Origin of the sequence: Cyanobium sp. Cruz-8D1 (genome assembly GCF_024345975.1) — a bacterium.
Taxonomy (GTDB): Bacteria; Cyanobacteriota; Cyanobacteriia; order PCC-6307; family Cyanobiaceae; genus Cyanobium.
Window position 1 is genome coordinate 45,339 of sequence record NZ_JAGQCD010000003.1, and the last position, 17,735, is coordinate 63,073.

General features: G+C 63.7%; 18 protein-coding genes, 1 tRNA gene and 1 pseudogene. 5 read left to right on the forward strand and 15 right to left on the reverse strand.

What is annotated here, in order from left to right; genetic code table 11:
* Positions 1-49: 49 nt before the first annotated feature.
* The 5 genes from KBZ33_RS02940 to KBZ33_RS02960 all read right to left on the reverse strand — a co-directional run bounded on the left by KBZ33_RS02940 (position 50) and on the right by KBZ33_RS02960 (position 6,743).
* Complete coding sequence (locus KBZ33_RS02940; RefSeq protein ID WP_254950517.1) at positions 50-3,751, reverse strand: DUF6079 family protein; 3,702 nt, start codon at positions 3,749-3,751, stop codon at positions 50-52.
* Between the two features lie 4 nt (positions 3,752-3,755).
* A complete protein-coding gene (gene brxF, locus KBZ33_RS02945; protein WP_254950516.1) occupies positions 3,756-4,244 on the reverse strand; it encodes a BREX-3 system P-loop-containing protein BrxF in 489 nt (162 codons plus the stop codon).
* Positions 4,245-4,404: 160 nt separating this feature from the next.
* Positions 4,405-5,526 carry a tetratricopeptide repeat protein gene (locus KBZ33_RS02950; protein ID WP_255011512.1) on the reverse strand — a complete coding sequence of 374 codons (1,122 nt, stop codon included), beginning with the start codon at positions 5,524-5,526 and terminating at the stop codon, positions 4,405-4,407.
* Entirely contained in the window at positions 5,502-6,239 is a 738-nt protein-coding gene (locus KBZ33_RS02955) for a hypothetical protein (RefSeq protein ID WP_255011515.1), read from the reverse strand. The genes KBZ33_RS02950 and KBZ33_RS02955 overlap by 25 nt, the downstream gene beginning before the upstream one ends.
* A 93-nt stretch (positions 6,240-6,332) precedes the next feature.
* Positions 6,333-6,743, reverse strand: coding sequence for a hypothetical protein (locus tag KBZ33_RS02960; protein WP_254950509.1), 411 nt, complete (start codon positions 6,741-6,743; stop codon positions 6,333-6,335).
* A 42-nt stretch (positions 6,744-6,785) separates the two neighbouring features.
* On the opposite strand from KBZ33_RS02960, the gene KBZ33_RS02965 reads away from it, so the two are divergent.
* Complete coding sequence (locus KBZ33_RS02965; RefSeq protein WP_254950507.1) at positions 6,786-7,043, forward strand: hypothetical protein; 258 nt, start codon at positions 6,786-6,788, stop codon at positions 7,041-7,043.
* Complete coding sequence (locus KBZ33_RS02970) at positions 7,040-8,017, forward strand: hypothetical protein (protein WP_254950505.1); 978 nt, start codon at positions 7,040-7,042, stop codon at positions 8,015-8,017. Before KBZ33_RS02965 ends, KBZ33_RS02970 begins: the two co-directional genes overlap by 4 nt.
* Before the next feature lie 32 nt (positions 8,018-8,049).
* On the opposite strand, the gene KBZ33_RS02975 is transcribed toward KBZ33_RS02970, so the two are convergent.
* From KBZ33_RS02975 to KBZ33_RS02990, 4 genes are all read right to left on the reverse strand, one after another.
* Positions 8,050-9,060 carry a hypothetical protein gene (locus KBZ33_RS02975; protein WP_254950503.1) on the reverse strand — a complete coding sequence of 337 codons (1,011 nt, stop codon included), beginning with the start codon at positions 9,058-9,060 and terminating at the stop codon, positions 8,050-8,052.
* Positions 9,057-9,515, reverse strand: a complete 459-nt coding sequence (locus tag KBZ33_RS02980; RefSeq protein ID WP_396107886.1) for a DUF6932 family protein — start codon at positions 9,513-9,515, stop codon at positions 9,057-9,059. Before KBZ33_RS02980 ends, KBZ33_RS02975 begins: the two co-directional genes overlap by 4 nt.
* Before the next feature lie 212 nt (positions 9,516-9,727).
* A complete protein-coding gene (locus tag KBZ33_RS02985; RefSeq protein WP_254950500.1) occupies positions 9,728-9,940 on the reverse strand; it encodes a hypothetical protein in 213 nt (70 codons plus the stop codon).
* A gap of 250 nt (positions 9,941-10,190) precedes the next feature.
* Positions 10,191-10,475, reverse strand: a complete 285-nt coding sequence (locus tag KBZ33_RS02990) for a galactose oxidase (protein WP_254950498.1) — start codon at positions 10,473-10,475, stop codon at positions 10,191-10,193.
* Positions 10,476-11,125: 650 nt separating this feature from the next.
* Here KBZ33_RS02990 and KBZ33_RS02995 point away from each other — a divergent pair.
* Complete coding sequence (locus KBZ33_RS02995; RefSeq protein WP_254950496.1) at positions 11,126-11,398, forward strand: hypothetical protein; 273 nt, start codon at positions 11,126-11,128, stop codon at positions 11,396-11,398.
* 62 nt (positions 11,399-11,460) lie between these two features.
* Here the strand turns inward: KBZ33_RS02995 and KBZ33_RS03000 are convergent, their stop codons facing one another.
* The 5 genes from KBZ33_RS03000 to KBZ33_RS03020 form a co-directional block, all read right to left on the reverse strand.
* Positions 11,461-12,429, reverse strand: a complete 969-nt coding sequence (locus KBZ33_RS03000) for an RAD52 family DNA repair protein (RefSeq protein WP_254950495.1) — start codon at positions 12,427-12,429, stop codon at positions 11,461-11,463.
* Between the two features lie 85 nt (positions 12,430-12,514).
* Positions 12,515-13,135 carry a siphovirus Gp157 family protein gene (locus tag KBZ33_RS03005; protein ID WP_254950493.1) on the reverse strand — a complete coding sequence of 207 codons (621 nt, stop codon included), beginning with the start codon at positions 13,133-13,135 and terminating at the stop codon, positions 12,515-12,517.
* Positions 13,136-13,186: 51 nt separating this feature from the next.
* Positions 13,187-13,708 carry an SLOG family protein gene (locus KBZ33_RS03010; RefSeq protein WP_254950491.1) on the reverse strand — a complete coding sequence of 174 codons (522 nt, stop codon included), beginning with the start codon at positions 13,706-13,708 and terminating at the stop codon, positions 13,187-13,189.
* A 436-nt stretch (positions 13,709-14,144) separates the two neighbouring features.
* A complete protein-coding gene (locus KBZ33_RS03015) occupies positions 14,145-14,531 on the reverse strand; it encodes a hypothetical protein (protein WP_254950490.1) in 387 nt (128 codons plus the stop codon).
* Between the two features lie 332 nt (positions 14,532-14,863).
* A tRNA-Pro gene (locus KBZ33_RS03020) sits at positions 14,864-14,937 on the reverse strand.
* A gap of 833 nt (positions 14,938-15,770) precedes the next feature.
* Between KBZ33_RS03020 and KBZ33_RS03025 the strand changes: the two genes are divergently transcribed.
* Together KBZ33_RS03025 and KBZ33_RS03030 are read left to right on the forward strand one after the other, a co-directional pair.
* Positions 15,771-15,905 carry a hypothetical protein gene (locus KBZ33_RS03025; RefSeq protein WP_254950488.1) on the forward strand — a complete coding sequence of 45 codons (135 nt, stop codon included), beginning with the start codon at positions 15,771-15,773 and terminating at the stop codon, positions 15,903-15,905.
* 200 nt (positions 15,906-16,105) lie between these two features.
* Positions 16,106-16,234: pseudogene (locus KBZ33_RS03030) on the forward strand (IS5/IS1182 family transposase); the annotation flags it as partial.
* A gap of 400 nt (positions 16,235-16,634) precedes the next feature.
* Here KBZ33_RS03030 and KBZ33_RS03035 read toward each other — a convergent pair.
* Complete coding sequence (locus KBZ33_RS03035) at positions 16,635-17,618, reverse strand: IS5 family transposase (protein WP_254950487.1); 984 nt, start codon at positions 17,616-17,618, stop codon at positions 16,635-16,637.
* Between the last annotated feature and the right edge of the window lie 117 nt (positions 17,619-17,735).

Consider the following 17,735-nt stretch of genomic DNA (forward strand, 5'->3'; position numbering starts at 1 on the left):
CTGCTTTGCAGCTGCCCTGGCTGATATGTGTAGTCGGTACTGGCATCACCTACTCCAGAACCAGACGGACCTTGGCCTTGTCCTTGCCCTTGGTGCGCTCGTTCAGGTAGTCGGCAAAACGGTCCTTCAGCTCGTCGAGGGTGCAGGGCAGCCCGCCCGAGGTCAGAGCCGAGCGCAGTTGGTCCTCTGTGAGCACCACCTTCTCCAGGCCCTGGAGCACCTCCTGAAGGGCCTTCAGTAGGGCCGGTTCAATCGGCTCCGGTAGTTCGCGGCTCGCGATAAGTTGCTTCAACGCTGCCTTACCGCTGCTGTCGGTGACGAGCTGCACGTTGTCGCTCACCGTTGGGTCTTCCAGGTTGCTGAGCAGCCGCTGGCACCAGTCGGCCCCCAGGCTGTCGAGCCGTTCATCCAGTGAGCTGATGAGCTGCGTTGGCTTGGTGGTCGCCGCCGCGGGCTCTTCCGCTGGGCGGAACTGGCAGTGTGGGCAGACGGGGCTTTGCTCCAGATCGGGACGTCCCAGGCTGAAGCAGGTCTTGAGACCGAACAACCTGTTCTGGAAGTCCTGCAGCTGTTGGGCGGGCATCATCTCGACCTTGGCCAGCTGCTGCAGCTGCTTCAGGCGCGGGTCCTGGGTGAGCCGCACCTTGCGCTGATCATCGGCTTGGTTCAGGCGAGCCTTGGCGTGACGGTCGAGGTAGTTGTCCTGATAGGTGGCTTTCAGCTGGGCCAGGCTCTGGCCGAGCTGGCGTTGGAAGTTGGCATCGGCGCGGTGCTTGGGGCTGGTGATCTTGGCCAGAAACTCACGTTTCTGGACGGCAACACCCTGAACCCAGGCGTCATCAGAAGGGAGCACCGCCTCAGCCGTGCCCAGGTAAGCAGTCAGCGGGCCCACATGCTGCACAAGGCTGAGCAGCTCACCGACCTCGCGGACCAAGGCCAACGGCTGCTTCTGGCCGGTGATGACCTCAGCGGTATGCGGGAAGTTCTTCAGCTTGCCGGCGGAGTTGAAGGGCTGCAGTGACTCGAGAAACTTCTGGAGGTTCTGCAGCGCCGCCAGCCACTCGCCCTGTTCCTGTTCGGAGAGCAGGGGCCTCCCCCAAAGGGCGAGATCGGCCAGTTGCCCTTGAGCAGTGACGACCTTTTCCACCAAGGAGGCCACCGTGCTCTGCAGCTGGGCAACCGCCTCGTCCCGCTTCGCTGCGTTGGCGATCAGGCCGGGCGGCAGGTTGATCAGCTCGAACAGCTCCTTGAGCGGCCCCAGGGGCAGATCCCGGGGGCGCTCCACATGCTTGAACTGCAGCAGATCTTTGACGCTGGTCTTGCCAAACAGGTCGATCTCACTGGCATCGATCTTCTTGCCGGTGATGCTCAGGACCAGGTCACCGCTGTGCACCAGGGCGGCGAGTACCACGACCAGGAACTCCGGCTCCAGCCGGAACCGCGTCCAGTACTCAATTCCCGCCTCCTCCCCGACCAGCTCTGAACGGTTCAGAACTTGGCCTTCACCTTTGTCGGTGAGCTGTTTCAGCGCCTGCTTGGCGTAGCGCGAATCCCTGGGGCGGAGCTGGTCACCATCCAGCAGCTCCAAGGCATCGAGCACCGAGGCCCCGAGCTTGCCCTTCACACTGCCCGCGATCCAGCGCAAAGCGTCCTGGGCCGCTTGCTCCCGGTTGTCGCGGGTGATCGTGGTGGTGAACACCGGGTAATCCGGGCACTGGTTCTCGAAGCAGGCAGAGAGACAGGAGGCAGCGGCTGCATCCACCGCATCCTTCACGCCGCCTCGATCGCCTGAGCGGGCCAGACCGCCCTTGAGGCGTTCCCCCAGCAGCTGCGCAGTGCCCTGGTGGGTGACCTCACAGCAGCTGGACAGGTTCTGCTGCAACCACTGCGTGAGGGAACGCAGCTGCTGCATCGCCTTGTCCTCGTAGATTTTCTTGTTGCTGCCCGAGGCGGTGAGCGCCATCTCGCGCGCCCCGGCGTAGAGCTTCACCGCGGAATGGAAGCTGGCGTCATCGCCAGGCTTCAGCCGGAAGAACACTTCATCGGCCTTCCGCTCGTCCTTGAAGTACGGCGGCTCGTAGGGCTGCAGGAAGTAGAGATAGAAATCCCGGGGCGGCTGAGCAGTGGAGCGCTCATTCGGCGCCCCAAAGAACAAGTAGCCGCTGCGGCCGGCGCGGTGCTCCCGCCACTCCAGTTCGTGCTCCCAGATGCGATAGCCGCTGACATAAGCCGGCGCGTCCGGTTCTTCGAGAATCACTCGGCGCAGGGCATCAAAGTAGTATTCATCGAGCTTGCTGTCATCAAGGGTTTCGGCTCTCTTGTCAATCAGCGAGTCGAAGTCGATGTCTTTCTTGAGATCAAGATAGTATTGACCATTCTCTGGATTAAACGACAGGAATTGGCCGCTGACCGTTTTCAGGATCTCGCGCAGAACGGTTTCAACGGTTGACTTGAGGAAGTCTGCGTCCTGTTCCGGAAGTGGAAGCAGCAGGCAGAGATCATCGCGGAGCTCTTCTGCCGTAGCACCCATCGGTGTGAAGATGTCACCGGTTGTCAGCCGATGAACGGAGAGGGCATGAATGATCCTCAGGGCAGCTGGCCTGTACTGCGGCCTTGTGAAGGCCTGCTGAATGCGTGCCTCCAGCACGTCACTTTTATCGATGACGTCGCGGATGTCCGGGACTGAGCGGAAGGAGGGGTTGTCCTTCAGCGTCTGCCAGTAGGAATCGTAGGCGATCAACCCTGGATCATCACCAGGTACCTCCTCATCCAAAAGAGAGCGGATGGCCGCACTGAGGGTTTTGAGGACTTCCCGCTTTTCGGCCGCGTAGACCCGCTCAAAGGTGTCGAGATAAGCGGGATGAACCGGGTAGAGGCGGACGAATTCCTCCAGCCGCTCATTCATCGTGGCGTACAGCTGGGTAAAGCCCTGCAAGTGCTCACGCACCAAGGCCTGCTGTTTGCTGTCCTTCTTCAGTATGCGCTGTGCCACGACGTAGGCCACGTCTTCACGAGCGATGCGCATCTGCTCAAAGCGATCCTTGACGCGCCGCAAGCTGTCGGCAGCAAACTGGAAGTGGGGATTGTCGAACAGGCTTTCCTGGACCCCGCCGATGAAGCGGAAGCGTGAACCCTTGCAGAACTCCCCGATGGCACGCAGGAAGTTGAGGTTCCGCATCAGCTCTTGCTCTCGGTTCGAGCGCAGGTAGTCGAGCAGCTCGTCGAGAACAAACAACAGGCCCTTGTCAGGGAAGACCTTGGTGAACTCCGCCATCATCGCGGCGAAGACCTCCTTGTGGTTTTTGACCTGATCCTCGGGTGGGATCTCGAAATGGACCCCGCGTTCCGCCAATGCTTCCTGAAGGCTCTCCAGAACAAATTGTCGGAGCGACATTGAGGAGTTGATCTCGGCGCGGATGACGACAAACTGTCCCGCAATCTTCTCCGCCGCCTTGGCGACAGCAGGGTTTGTCAGCTTCTCTGCCAGTTCAGCCTTCTCGGCTACCGCGGAGATCACCGCTAACTGGTGCGACTTACCTGTTCCGTAGTTGCCGACAACCAGGAGACCTTTGTTATCCGCAGGCTCCTGGAACTGAAGCTGCTGGAAGATCACACTCTCCAGCTGCTCACCCATGCGATCAGAGATCACAAAGGTCTGCACCAGCCTGAGCGCTTGGTCATTGCGTTCAGCTTCGTTGAGCTGAACAACCGTTTCGATCGGATCAAACTGAATCAGGTCGGAATATTTCATGTCTTCATGCTCCTGCGAGGCAGTGACCATTGGCGGTCACGATCTGAACATCCTTGACATCGAGGCGTCGATACTCTGGGTGGTCAGGCGAGCCGTAGATGAGTTTCCCAGCGACGACCTCCCCTTGCCAGGCTGCGATGACGGTGTGATTCCTAGATGCTCGTTGGAGCGCCAGCATCGGCTCTTGCTGCAGGGCAGGGTGAAAGAGCAGGCCAATATTGTCCAGCATGGTTACCGTTTGATTGCCCTGCTCTTCGATTAAGTCCCTGACAATGTCTGCTGTGCGCAGTCGTCTTTGTTTGCTTGTGAGATCCAGCAGGCGCTCGGAAAGAACTTTGTTGAGGTTCAGCAGGCTCCAACCCCTGGCTACTTGGAGCTCGTTGAAAGCGATGGTTTTTCCACTCCCTGGGGGACCGGCTACCACGACCAAGCGGTAGAAGCTCTTTGCTGCCAGCTCAGCCTGCTCAGCGATGGCACGGGCCAGGTCTCTCATGGGCAGGGTGGTACAGCCGATCTAGCTGGGGCTCGGGATGAGCGGCTCTTGGTGTAGGCCGCAGCACCCAGTCTGCCGCCAGGGCAGCGCAGGCGCAGCCAGGCTTCTCAAGGGTCTGCCTGCCAAGGCCAAAACTATGCAGCCTGTGCATTGTTTTGGCCTACGAGCTCTGCAACCGCACCGCCTCCTCGTACTCCGCCCCGATCCCCAGCCCTGAGTCCTCATCGGGCATCAGCCGCTTCATCCCCACGTGGATCAGACAGGCCAGGGCCAGATCGCTCCAGCTGCCGGGGAGGGTCTTGAGGCTGCGGGAGGTGCCGGGTTCGTTGATCTGCAGACCCCCCTGGCCCACGGCCCCGACCTCGCTGAGCACCGCCAGGAAGCGCTGCTGATCCATCCCCTCAAACAGCCGCAGGGCCTGGAGGCAGTAGCTCACGGCGTCCTGCCGCAGCCCATCGGGCTGGTCAGCCCGCAGGTCGCGTCTGGCGATGCTGCTGCGCAGGTCCTTGGCTTTGTTGGCCAGCTCGCCATAGGGCTGGGCCTCGATCACCCGCAGCAGCAACCGATCGGCCTCGTCGCGGTGCTCGTCTGGATCCAGCTCCAGCAAGGCCTGGGCCAGGTTGAAGGTGGCGATCAGATCGTCCGGTGCCGCCTTCAGTGCCTGGCGGAAGCGCTCCACCGCTGCCGCATAGGCCCCGGCGATCACTAGCAGGCTGCCGAGGCTGCGGAGGGCAAAGCTGTTGCCTGGCTCCACCTCGATCGCTGCCTCCAGGGCCTGGCGGGCTTCTGCCTTGTCACCCAGCCGCATGGCGGCCAGTGCCAGGGCCACCTGGGCATTGGCCTGGGCGTGGGCATCGGGGGCATTGGCGACCACCGCCCGGCGCAGCAGCAGACGGGCCTCCTCCAGCCGGCCTTCTTCGCTGGCGAGGACGCCCAGGTTGTAAAGGGCCTCCGGGTGTTCGGGCTGCAGCTGGAGCAGGGTTTCCAGCAGCGGCCGGGCCTCATCGAACCGGCGCTGCTGCAGGAGCGGGCCGATGGTGGCCATCGCCGGTGCTTCAGGCGCTGCCGGCTCCCAGGCCACCTCGATGCGGCCGGCGGCGAACACCACCGACAGCTGACCGCCCATCGACGCATACGACTTCTTGAAGTAGTCGGTCACCGCCCGGTGGAAGGCCTCGCTGCCAGGCGTGCGGCTGCCCTCGGGCAGCAGGGAGGCATCAAAGCTGGCCTCTTCGATCGAGAACGCCGTGCCTTCCATCAGGGCGTCTTCCAGACGTACCAACGCGAGAGGCCCAGCTTCTCGGCCCAGCCATCAACGATCTCCCGGTCCGGATCGGCAGTGGTGGGCTCGGCGCGGGTGATGGCGATCAGCTCCTTGGCCAGGGCCTCAAACCCTGCTGCCTGGTACGGGATCGCCAGGGGAGGGATACCCACCAGCTCGGCGGCCTGGAAGGCATAGGCGGCGTTCATCGCCCGGCTGGCCTTCACCACATCGGCGGGGCTCATTTTGTCGACCTCGGCATTGAGGCAGGGCACATTGCCCTGCACCTGGCTCTGCAGCACCGCCGCCTGCAGGCCCCGCAGTTCCGGCACCTGCTCGAACAGCCAGCGATCAGCCCACAACCCTGGGCCCATCGAGCGCAGTTGCACCATCAGCCCGTCGTAGAAGCGCAGCCCTGCCTGCCGGGCCTGGGCCAGGCCAAGGCGGCCCTTGAACAGCTTCTCCACCTGCGCGACCACCTTCTCCCTGGCCTCGCGCTTCTCGGTGAGGTTCACCCGCTGCTCGGGGGGCACCTGCACGATCCGCAGCAGCAGGGCGGCCTCAAAGGCCACGTGGTAGCTGCTTGCCTCGTCGGCATCGCGATAGGCGATCACGTGCGCCTGGTGCTCTGGCGTCGCCGGCCGCAGGGTGGCCAGGGTGCTGAGGTCGCTCTGCTGGGCCACTGCCACCGGCAGTCCGCTGGTCTCCTCCACCTGCTTGAGCAGACGGTTCACAGCCGGCAGGAGCGCATGGGCTGGCATCGCCGGGCCGAGGGGAGAGCAGGGCCCCCACGGTATCGGCGCCAGCGGGGCAGGGCCCCAGACCCCTCAGCCGAAACCCTTGGCTGGCCCTCGGGAGCCCGGCGGCAGCAGTGGGATCTCGATCACCGCGCCTTGCTCCACTGGATAGCCCTCCATCGCCAGGTGGATGTCGCTGCAGACCAGGGTGAGTGGCGGCTCCAGCTCCAGGGCCTCCATGAACACCAGCACCACGTCCTGCCCGGCCCCAGCGGCATCGGGGTGGCGCTTGACGTCCTGCTGGAACCGCAGGGACGTGTACTTCTTGAGGTCGGGCCGGGCCGAGAGCACGTTGGTGCGCAGGAAGCGGGCGTTCCCGTACTCGGTCTGGTTGACGAACGTGTCGTAGGGCTCGTCGCCATCGGGCCCGGGCAGGTCGTCCTGGGTGGTGATCCGGATGTCCTTCACGGCAGGGCTGGGTGTGAGCAGTGCACCCAGCATCCGTGATCCGGTCAGGATGGGTCACGCCCTCCAGCGAGCACCGTGAGCGCACCCCTGCAGATCGGCGACACCGTTCGTTTCACCCGGGCCTTCCTGCAGTCGATGGCCATGGTGAGCGGCCCTGAGGCCCCCACCAGCAGCGGACCATTCGCGCGGGGCACGGTGAGCGCCATTGGGCCGATCACCCCCAGCAGCCCGGTGGTGGTGGCAACGGTGAGCTGGGCCGATGGTGTTACCACCCAGGTGAACCTGACCAACCTCGAGATCCAGCCGGGCAACCCGCCGCTCACGCCTCGATGAGCCGGCTGACGCCTGAATCGATCCGGGCCAGTCAGGCGGAGCTGCCCCCGATTGGCACGGTGATCACGGAACTGCGCCGCCAGGATCCGTACATCCAGCAGGAGCAGCATCGCTACCGCTCGCCGCGGGGCTTTCAGCACTGGGCCAATCACCTGGCCTACGCCACCCTGATCGAGGCCGGCGCCGAGGTGATGAACGAGCTGGCCGATCCAATCGGCTTCTGGGCCGCCACCACCTGCCGCTGGGCGCGGATCGTCGAAGCTCCGCCTCGCTTCCTGGCACCGGAGCTGGCGGAGGCCTTCCGCCGCACACCCTCGCCCCGCCTGGATGACGAGCTGCCGCTGGTGCTGCCCTGCTTCCGGCTGATGCTTCCCGATGGCGCCCTGTTCACAGAAGACGGGGTGCCGATCCCGGTGGTGATCGTGGCCGATCTGCGGGCGATGGCCGACTGGTTGCCGGCCGAGGCCCAGCGGATCAGCGGCATCAGTTGCGTCGGCCTGGCCCTCGATGGCGCCAGCTACCTCACCCGCCATTCCTTCCAGCAGATCGGTGAACGACAGCCCACCGTGGAGGACCTGAGCCATCCGGCCTGGCAGTGGGATGAGCAGGCGGTGCAGAGCACCAACCAGCGGATGGAGGGCCTGGCGATCAACGCCTTGCTGGTGCAGCTCTACCAGCCGGAACTGCTGACCACCGGCCCGGCGGCCAAGGTACCCAGTGGCAAGGGCTTCTCGGCTGGCAGCGCGGACAACACCGGCACCGTGACGCCCCAGGGGCCGGTGTGGATCGGCAAGGACTTCCGGCTCGATCGCACCCCCAGGGCCCCATCAGAAGGGTCCGCGGCTGGCACCAGCAGCGGCGTCTCGCGTCGGCCCCACTGGCGCCGCGGCCACTGGCACACCGTGCTGCATGGCGAGAAGCGTCAGAGCCGGCGGATGCAGTGGTTCCAGCCGGTGTACGTGGGGCTGAGCTGAGCTTCAGAGAGTGGCAGGCGTCTGAGACGGGATCACTGCCCCAACAGGGCCATCTGCTCTGGGGGTCTCTTGAGGATCTCGATCGATTCCACCGCCACAAGCCTGGGCTGCTCATCGGCCGCGGCCTCGTAGCTACCACTGACCCGGACAGTGCAGTCCAGGATCTCGCGCGCCTGCCCTTTGTGCCGTTCGTCGTAGATGCAGCGGATGCCGCGCTGATACCGGGCTCCTCGGATCTCAAAGCGCAGGGCATCCAGGTCGATCTCCCGCACCACCCCCTCGAAGGCATCAGTCCCCCGGAAGCGCTGCCCTGATGCCTGATCCAAGGATCGCTGCAGGATCTTGCCGCTCTCTCGGGTGAGTGCCGCGGGCGCCACCTGGCTTTCCCCAGGACAACTGAGGAACAGCTCGGTGATGGCCTTGCTCCTGGGAGTGGGCGCAAGCTTCTGGGCCGCCACCATGACGGTGTCGCGAACTGCTGGGTCTGGAAACAGGGAATAGACATCCTCACTGACGGCTTCATCTTTGATGAGCCTGGGAATCAGGGGGAGGCTGCACACCGCTTCGCGCACGGCTTTATAGAGGCCATCGGTCACTCCCTCAAGCACCAGTTGTCCCTGGGCGCCGACATCATCTGGCCTCGGGACCCGCATTCCCACGACCAGGCTTCCATAGGCCAGTCCTGAGAGATACGGATCCAGATCTGCCGGCCAGCGAACGCGCTTCTCTTCGCTGAGACCTGCGATCGATTTGGCGATCTTCTGAATCTGGGTGCGCAGCTTTGAGAAGGCACCGGTGACAAGGGAGATGGGCGGCTCGTGGGTCATCACACCTGGCCCAGTGAATCGAGCGACCAGATCGGCCTGATCAGCCAGTGATGCGTAGGGGAATTCGTCGCGATAGAGCCTGGCGAGCAGCTCGAAATACGGTGTGCTGACCATCTCAGGGTCTTTGCCCAGCTGCACGGCCAGTTCTCGCGCTGCCAGGAGCTCTCGGTGGATGATGCGGGCTTTGCCCTCGACGATGCCGATCCAGCTGCTCATGACATCAACCTCAGCAGCCCTTTCTTGACGAGCTGGCAATCAAGTTCCTTTTCAAGCGCCTTTTTGGGATCCCAGGAGCGGAAATAGCTGACAAAGTCCTGGCCAAGCCTCTCCAGACTGGGTCGCATGTCAATGTTGTAGGTGCCAAAGAGCTCGGCGTTGCGCACGTACAGCATTTGCCCCTCCCATTGCTGCTCACTTGGCAGGCCCTGCAGCTCAATCACGAGGTTGATATTTGCTGGGTGCTCTTCTGAGGTGACATAGCTGCCATCGAGCACAAGTGGCGGAATCGTTGTGAAGCGATCCAGGAGCTCATCTCTGATGAACGCCTGCAGCGAATCAGTCAGCCTGCGGCGTTGCTCATTCCATGCCAGTGCTGCCTCCACTTCTGACATCGTGCATCCGTAAACTCCGTCAGGTAGCAATCCATACCGATTGAACCCAGGGATTGGCATGCTCACCAACCTCCGGTTCCCCGTGCGCGCCCCCCTCTGATGCCCCAGGTGCTGGTGGGGCCATCGTTGCCACGATGGGAGGCGGCGGTGTAGTTGAGCATCAGCTGGAAGGTGCCTCCGGTTTATACCCAGCCCGGTCGCCAGGCGGAACCCTGCGACTGGAATCCGGTAAATCCCGGCCGGCAGTGCCAGCCGGGAGAGGCGATGGCGCCTCAGAGCACGTGCACCCTGGCCTGGGGCCCAAGCACCCGCTGCTGATTGGAGGCCAGGATCAGGGCCTCGGCCCTGGGCACGTAGTGCGGCTGGGCGCTGATGTGGCCCTCGCGATCGAGGAACAGCACCCGCAGCAGCTGGCCGGCGGCATCGAGCAAGTGCACCGAGATGATGCGGATCGGGCAGGCGCGGACCAGGGGAGTGGCGGCCATGGCTGGGCTGGCGAACGACACCGCCGTTGAGCCCCGGCGCCGCCAGCGCCGCGCAAGGGTCGCGCAGCGCAGCGGAGCGACTCGCGTCAGCCCTTGCGCGGTGCGCAAGCCGGGGCAGGCCGGGTGGCGTGATCGCCAGCCCCATGGCCAGCCCCCCATGACCGCCCCCTGCCTGACGCACCTCCTCTGGTGGATCGATGCAGTTCAGCCGGCCCAGCCGAGTTGCAGCGTGCTCGTCGTCCATGGCAGATCAAGCCACGTCTGGTGCCCTGCTCGCCTGGCGGGCCATGTCGTCGGTCCAGCCCTGGCAGCGGCTGGTGAGGTGCTCGCCGTGGGCGATCAGGCCCTGGTGTAGCTGGCAGGTGAGCAGGGGGATGCAGTTGACACCAGCTTGGTGCTGAAACCAGTGGCAGGTCATGCAGACCTTGCGGCTCCTGGCCTGCACCAGAACCTCCTGGTCCAGGAAGGGCCACTCTTCGGCTGGCAGATCGATTCGATCGACAGGCCCTACTGAGCGGGGACGATGAAGCGCCATCAGCGACTCCACGGAAGTACAAGCGTACTAGCAAGGAGCGCCGCTGGAATGGGCTCGCGCTTGCTCGGCATGGCCTGGGCGCGGCGCAAAGCGATACGGGGAACCAGTTTTTCGACTGGCACAAGCCTTTATTGAGAACGAATGAGAACCGTTGCGGCGCAGGGGCTCTCAATTTCGGGTCTGGCGGCAGGTTATGGCGGTTCTCGGGATGCCCTATCGCGACAACTCTCGGAGCCAACCCTCCAAGTGGGGCGATTCTACGGCTGACCACCAAATGTGGCAAGTCGTAAAGCCGCTTGACGCTACCGGTGGTGTCCGCCCCCAAAACCCGGTGTTAGACCTTGAAGTCCGCGGGGCCGGCCTTTCGGAACGAGAAAGGCCGGGGGGAGTTCGAGCCCTCTGCTTCTACCCATGCGGTCCCTTGTTCATGACTTTGCAGTCAGCCCATGGCCAGTGATTCCGGGCCTTCCACGCCGCCCGACCAGTCCACTTCCTTCCGCCCCTCGCTCTGCCAGAAGCGATCGAGTGAAACCGCCGTGCACCGAACCACACCCTCAAGGGTGCGGCTGTGGTGCAGCACCAGCCCCCTCGCTTGAAGAGGAGTCCAAGCGATGGCGATGCAACCAACCCGAGCTTTTCTCCACGAGGTGGTGACCAGCGCGACCAGTTCCGACGGGACGTTCTACGTCGTGGGCTACGTCTTTGATGCGGATCACGACAGGCACCTGGTCTTTGCGACCAGCGCCAACTTTGAGGATCCCAGGCTTCTGCCATTGATGAAGGGCCAGGAGATCAGCCTCACTTCTGGGAGCCCATGTCTGGAGGTGCTGCCGCTGAGTCAGCAGAGTGAGGAAGTCCGGTATCAAGTGGCTGAACAGCTCTCCGAGCTCTCGCTCGAGCCCCAGACCTGTGCAGCTGGCTGACCCTGGGATAGTCGGGCGATCCGATGGGGCCCCAGGCCGGTGGAGCCCCCAACTGCCGATGACTACTGCTGGACGAGAAACGCCTCAATCCAGTCGTGGTGGCACTTCTGGTTGATCCGATCGGCGATCGTCACCGCCTCTTCGGGCACTTGGAACCGCTTGCGGAAGGCCCGGGTGAGGCTTTCCAGCTGGGGCCGGGGGAGAGCCCGCAGGGTGCTGTGGAGGTGCTGGATCGTCTCGGCATCGAGGGCCACCTGGCCGGGGTCGGCCGGGGCTGATGGCGGTTGCGTCGGGGCCGGGGATGCTGCGACGGAAGAGGGATTCCCCGCCGCCGGCCGACTCAGAGGAGATCGCTGCCCGCCTGGCCGCTGGGCTCCATCACCCTGGCCCGCTGCGCTGCTGATCTGCCGCTGCGATTTGTCATAGAGGGCAAGGCCAAACGGGTTCCCGAAAGTCATCAATGCCCGCTTCATGGCATCGGTCTCGGCTTCCTTGAGGGCGGATTCATGGGCCTGGCCCAGGTCCACGTCGATGCCGTGGCCGGCGCCGCTGCCCTCGCGAACCAGGGGTGTCAGGCCACCGGCGGTGACGGTGACGCGCACACGAGCGGTGTAGGTGACGCCCCAGCCAGGCTTCTGGTCCCGGCCAATGGATCGCTCGGCCTGGGCCACGCAGCGGACGGCGATGGTCTGACGCTGCCAGCCGTCGAAACCAAAGATGCGGTTCGCTTCCGCGATCACCTGCCAACCCTCGAGATAGCTCACGCGGCTGCGGCCCTGCTCCCGCTGGCGGACGTTGGCCCGATCCAGGGGGGCGGAAAGAGCGGCGAGCTGCTCGGGGGAGAAGCCGGAAGGCGGAGCCTGGGGGGCCTCGGGTGCCGAGGCTGGTGCTTGCTCTGGTGCTGCAGCGTTCCCAGTGCGATCAGCGGAGCGGATCAGCTCCAGGGCCGATGGCGGCCTCTGGCTGGGTCGAGCAGCAGCGGGCCGGCTGGTGGTGCTGGCCCCGTTGGCGGAAGGAGCGGCGACGGTCATGGCGATGGAAGCAATGGTGTGAGGGGGAAGGAGAAGGAGCCCCGGCTGCCTGGCCGGGACCCATATGCGGGGGGCCTATGGCCCCTCAGCAGATGCGCCAGGAGCGGCGGGAGAGGAGCTGGGCGCCGGTGATCTGGCGGCCGGCCTTGAGGGCGTCCTTGATGGCGGCTTTGTCCGGCTTGCTGGTGGTGGTGACAGTGAGCCACTCGGAATCGAGGGCCTGCTCGTCGTCGATCACGACGGCAGCGGACTTGCGGCTGCTGATCTCGTGATTGGGGAAGGAGAAGCGGGTTGAGCTGGGCTGCAGCTGGGTGAGGACGAACACCAGCGACTCCTCGAGCGCATCGGCCCGCGAGGCATCGGAGCGGGCCAGATCGGTGAGGCGCTTGGCCTGCTGCTGGCGGTAGGCGGCCTGGCCGCGCAGATGCTCGATCACCCAGCAGGTGGCATCGGCTTTGGCGGCGAGGGCCTGCTTGTTGCCCTCCTCGGCGAGCAGGGCAGCCTCCAGTTCGGCGAGGGCTGAGGCGCGTTGATCAGGGTCATCAGTTTCCAGCTGCTCAGCCAGCTGGCCGATGGCGGTGGTGAGCTCCTGGGCCTCGATCCCCAGCTGCCAGAGCGAGCCTGATCGCTGCAGGGAGCAGGAAGGCCCGGCGGCCTGCGGGAGAGCCGGGGTGAGAGGAGCGATGGGGGCGGTGAGAACGGCCATGGGGTGGTGAATGCGGATGAGGGACGAGAAGAACGAGGCGGCGACCGCCGCTCAGGCGGCGAGGGGCTCCGGCGAGAAGGGCGGCGGCACTTCCATCACCACCACCGGCACCGGCGAACGGGAGGAGCAGCGACGGGCCTGCTGCACCAGAGAGGCCGTGCCTGCCCCACCGGGGAAGGCGATCACCAGCACCGAAGCGCTGAATGCCGGGGAGGTGTGGGCCTGGGCCTCGACCAGGGCCTGCTCCAGCAGAAGGCGATTGCGGATTGGCCCGGCAGCGCGGCCATGACGGCGCCAATCAGCGGCGAGGGCCTGGACCCGCCAGCCGAGCTGCTGGGCGGCACGGCCGATGGCACGATCCGCACCACGGGCACCGCCATGCAGCAACAGATGGACAGGCCGGCCGCCAGAGCGCTGGAGGAGAGCAGAGGCGATGCGCTCCTGGGGCCAGACGAGATCACGGCCACCAGCGGCAACGATGACGACCGAGCGATGGGCCAACGCCGGCGGCGGCAGGAGGCCAAGGGAAGGCAATGCAGCGGCCTGGGCCACTGCAGCAGAGAACAAGCTCATGGGCTACAGAGCAAACGAACGGGGCAAGTTGTCCGAGGATTTCGTTGCCGCAGGCGATGGGCTCGTGGCCTTTGGCGCAGCTCTTATTCTACCAGTACAAACGCACTAAGCAGCAGGCAGAGCGCTTGTGGGGCAATGGATCTGCGCAAAGCAACGCCATGCGCTGATGGATCGGAAATCTGATAAGCAGACCCGTCAGATTCAGCCCTGAATGCGCGGCCGGCCGCGCAGCCGCGCGAGGCAACCTGCGGCTTCACCCCAGCCCCATCGAGGCGGGCAAGTGCCCGGCCACCGCAGCCGCGGGAGGACAGACCTGCCCGCCACCCCCACACCGGCCCCGGAGCGGAGGGCGGCGGCGGCTGGCCGATGCACGCCACGGCGCAGCCGTGGCACGCTGAAGGACGGCCGTCGCCGACTGGAGTCCTGCGGCGGTTGCTCAGCCCCAGGGAACGTCCAGGAACTCCACCAGCAGCACGCCCCGGTGGGTGCCGTGAATCCTGACCAGGCCCGCTTTGGCGGCCTGCTCCATCCCGGCCTGTTCCTTGCGCACCTGCTCGGCGCTGGCCAGCACCCGCACCCAGCCGCCGGTCATGAAGTCCTCGCCGCCCGTCTCAAAGGCCTGGAGTCGTCGGTGGTGGTTGCTGTTGCGCTCGTAGTACAAGCCCCCGCCGGTGGGGTCGGTCCCCTCTGCCCAGACCTGATCAACCATGAGCTTTCCGATCGCCAGCGGATCCTGGGCTGCGGCATCGATCGCGTCGCCGTCGAGCACCAACGGGTTGCCTGGGTCGTCGCGGTTGTCAGAAACGATGAGCCGTGTGGCCACGAACTTTCAGATGTTGAAGCCTCACTCTCAATCCACTTTTTCATCAGGGCAAAACTGCACCCCCCCCTGCTGGGCCAATGAAGAGGGCTGGAGCCTCGTGCACAGATCAGGGGTGGAGCTGACGGGTTGGCGTGCAAGAGATTGCAAGAGATCGACCAGGACTGCTGGGGATCCAACCCAGGGTCCGCTGCGCAGGCGGGCGCTCGACCGCTGCGCAAGAGGGACTCACGCCGGCACGAGATGCCAGGCCTGGAGCGCCTTTCTCTTGCACTTTCTCTTGCAGCCAAGAAAAAAGGGTTCCCGGCATCGCCGAGAACCCTTGCTGTGACTAGTCGGGGCGACAGGATTCGAACCTGCGACCTAGTGCTCCCAAAGCACCCGCGCTACCAAGCTGCGCCACGCCCCGGTAGACAAATCCTAATTCACCGACCAGCAACCCGGCTGGTGGCCAAAATTGAGGCCAGGCCTGATGTCTGGTCTCCGGCCTCAAATTGCTGTGAGGCTGCGCGAACGTTCCTGATCGGTCGGAACCTAGTCATTTGGGGCGCGGTTAGTTCGCATCCTGTGCCCTCTATCACACATGGCGAAGCCTGGGAGCTGGGCCTGAGGTTGACGGATCGAACCACGACCGGCCTCTGGCTGGGCCGTGGTCATTGCTGGTGCGCAGGTCTCGCCGGCCATTCGACTGGGGGACGCCAGCAGGTGGCCTCGATCACGACCTGGGTCGGCTATATTTTGGCCTTAATCCTTGTAGGGCACGGTCGAAGCAGGGCTGCGGCTGCTGGCCGAGCCGGCTGGGCCATCAGCCCGATCGAGGTTCCGCCCCTGGGCAGCGGGCCTGGAGCAGCCGCTGCGATCGGCACCGACCTCTAGCGCCTGCAGGGCTGGGTGGAACTGCGCAAGTGCCTGGCGGAATGAGCAGAGCGCGCAGTGTTGTACCCGTTCCGCCATAGCAACAGCCTGGATGCCACCAGCTGGGGGTGAAGAACGCCGCAAGTGTGGCGCTGAGCATGGGGCACTCCTTGGAGGTGCACCTGCGCAACTGCTGCCGCTTCACCTGTGAACAGGGCCCTCATTGGGCTGTCAACGACAACAACGGAATGTTGCGATGGCTGCAGACGCTGGTCAGGCCGCCTCACGGCTCAGGGAACTTACCCCAGGGCTGATTCAAAGTGTGTCACAAGCGCGCTGGCCTGAGCTGCCAGCGTTGGGTTCGCTGAGCGGGCTTGCTCCTTCTCTGTGCGCGAAACCGGCTCTGCTGCAACCGATCTCGATCTGATCAGCTTCCTCAAGGCGATCCCCGACGTGCGGATGCGGCGTGGGATTCGTATCCCCGCCTGGTATCTGTTGCTCATCTTCCCATCACTCACCTGACGGCTCGAGGCCGCCTTTTCCCCATCGCTCACTACCGCAGCTCTTAACCACAGCAGCATGGGGTGGTTTGGAGCCTGCCCCTGCAGGCCGGCTCCGGGAGGCCACACTCCCATCCTCGATGTAGTTGCGTCAGTGCTCATAAAGAACATTTGACTCGTGGCACAAGTAGGCGAAGCCTTCTCGAAGAGGAGGAGTAGGCGTTCGGCGGACTGCGCCAGTTCAAACTGCGCGGCACCGAGAACGTCAGTGCTGTATTCGGCCTGCATGTGATCGCCTACAACCTGATCCGCCTGGGCAACTTGCTCAGGCCCACCATGGCGGCGGCATGAACCACAAGATGCCCAAAGCGTGCGCAAACGGCAGCAGCCGGGCTGCCAAAACAGTCAAAAGGGGGCGAAATCGGGCTGTCTGAGCGCTTGAACTGGACCCATCTGACCATATCACTGAGAAATCAGCTCGGAGATGGGAAAACACGACTGCTTAGACGGTTTTTCCGCAAACTCTTAGACAAGAATGAAAGACAGTGCCTACAAAGCCTTAAGGAACCTCTGATCAAGACGGCTTAGCTCTTAGAATCTAGTCTCATTCTCCTCAATGAGACGACAATGAGCAGATTTTGCCCGGTTTTCGCTCACAGCAGTCCCTGCAGCGACGTTCGGGCAATTTCTACCATGCGTTTTGCTTGATGTCTGGATGATTATCGATCTTTTGACACACTAAGCCCTTGTATCACGCTGGATCAGGTAGTCGTTCCCGTACCATCCAGAGATTGGCCAGGGCAAAGAGCAACTTCAGCTTGAGATCGTTCTTGCGGATACCTCGGTAGAAGACCTTCCGGAATCCGAACTGACATTTGATGATCCGAAAGGGATGCTCCACTTTGGCGCGGAAGTGGGCTTTCGCCGTCTCAATCAGATCCAGAAGCCTGCCCTCTGGTGTCTCTGGAAGCACTCTGCGTTGGCCGGGCTTCATGGCAATCCTGAGCTCTGCTTGGCAGTCTTGGAACTCGTTTCGTTTCTCGATGCCGATGTGGCCAGCATCGCCGTAGATGAGGCTCTCATCCCCATGGAGCCGCTCAGCTGCTGTATTCAGCTCATGCACGTTAGCCGCGGTGCTCACCACGGAGTGGACCAAGCCAGATGCGGCATCAACGCCGATGTGGCAACGCATCCCAAAAAACCACTGCTTGCCCTTGGCGACCGAATGCATTTCAGGATCCCTCTCCTTGCGCTTGTTCTTGGTGGAACTGGGGGCATTGATGATCGTGGCATCAAGGATCGTGCCTTCCCGCAGCATTACTCCCCTGTCGCTCAGCATCTGGTTCACACCCTCAAGGATCTGCTCCGCGATCCGGTGCTCTTCCAGCAGATGGCGGAAGTTGAGGATCGTGGTCTCATCAGGGATCCGGCCATCCATCGTTTCGATTCCGGCGAAGCGGCGGAAGCAGGGCGTATCGATCAGCATCTCCTCCATCAGGGGGTCTGAAAGCGTGAACCATTGCTGTAGCAGGTGGATCCGCAGCATCACCTCCAAAGGAATCGACGGGCGACCTCCCTTGCTGGACGGCTTGTGATACACGGGCTTGATCAAGGCCAGAAACGCTTCCCAAGGAACCGTGATCTCCATCTCATCCAAGAAGCGCTGGCGACGCGTTCGCTTTTTGGCGTAGATCTGCTCGTAGTCCGAAAAGCCCAGCTGGAGGGGGTCGGCCATCCGTTCCAGTCTCAGTCTTGGATCTGGATTGATTTTAGCGGGTTTTTCAGGGGTTCCTTAACAAGGCGTAACGGCATGGTCCGACCGGCAAGAGCTCTGTCGTGGGACAACCCGGCG

Coding starts and splice junctions, on each gene's coding strand:
- KBZ33_RS02940 (WP_254950517.1), bottom strand. CDS start 3,751: ATGAAATATTCCGACCTGATTCAGTTTGATCCGATCGAAACGGTTGTT.
- brxF (WP_254950516.1), bottom strand. CDS start 4,244: ATGAGAGACCTGGCCCGTGCCATCGCTGAGCAGGCTGAGCTGGCAGCA.
- KBZ33_RS02960 (WP_254950509.1), bottom strand. CDS start 6,743: ATGCTGGGTGCACTGCTCACACCCAGCCCTGCCGTGAAGGACATCCGG.
- KBZ33_RS02970 (WP_254950505.1), top strand. CDS start 7,040: ATGAGCCGGCTGACGCCTGAATCGATCCGGGCCAGTCAGGCGGAGCTG.
- KBZ33_RS02975 (WP_254950503.1), bottom strand. CDS start 9,060: ATGAGCAGCTGGATCGGCATCGTCGAGGGCAAAGCCCGCATCATCCAC.
- KBZ33_RS02980 (WP_396107886.1), bottom strand. CDS start 9,515: ATGCCAATCCCTGGGTTCAATCGGTATGGATTGCTACCTGACGGAGTT.
- KBZ33_RS02985 (WP_254950500.1), bottom strand. CDS start 9,940: ATGGCCGCCACTCCCCTGGTCCGCGCCTGCCCGATCCGCATCATCTCG.
- KBZ33_RS02990 (WP_254950498.1), bottom strand. CDS start 10,475: ATGGCGCTTCATCGTCCCCGCTCAGTAGGGCCTGTCGATCGAATCGAT.
- KBZ33_RS03000 (WP_254950495.1), bottom strand. CDS start 12,429: ATGACCGTCGCCGCTCCTTCCGCCAACGGGGCCAGCACCACCAGCCGG.
- KBZ33_RS03005 (WP_254950493.1), bottom strand. CDS start 13,135: ATGGCCGTTCTCACCGCCCCCATCGCTCCTCTCACCCCGGCTCTCCCG.
- KBZ33_RS03010 (WP_254950491.1), bottom strand. CDS start 13,708: ATGAGCTTGTTCTCTGCTGCAGTGGCCCAGGCCGCTGCATTGCCTTCC.
- KBZ33_RS03035 (WP_254950487.1), bottom strand. CDS start 17,618: ATGGCCGACCCCCTCCAGCTGGGCTTTTCGGACTACGAGCAGATCTAC.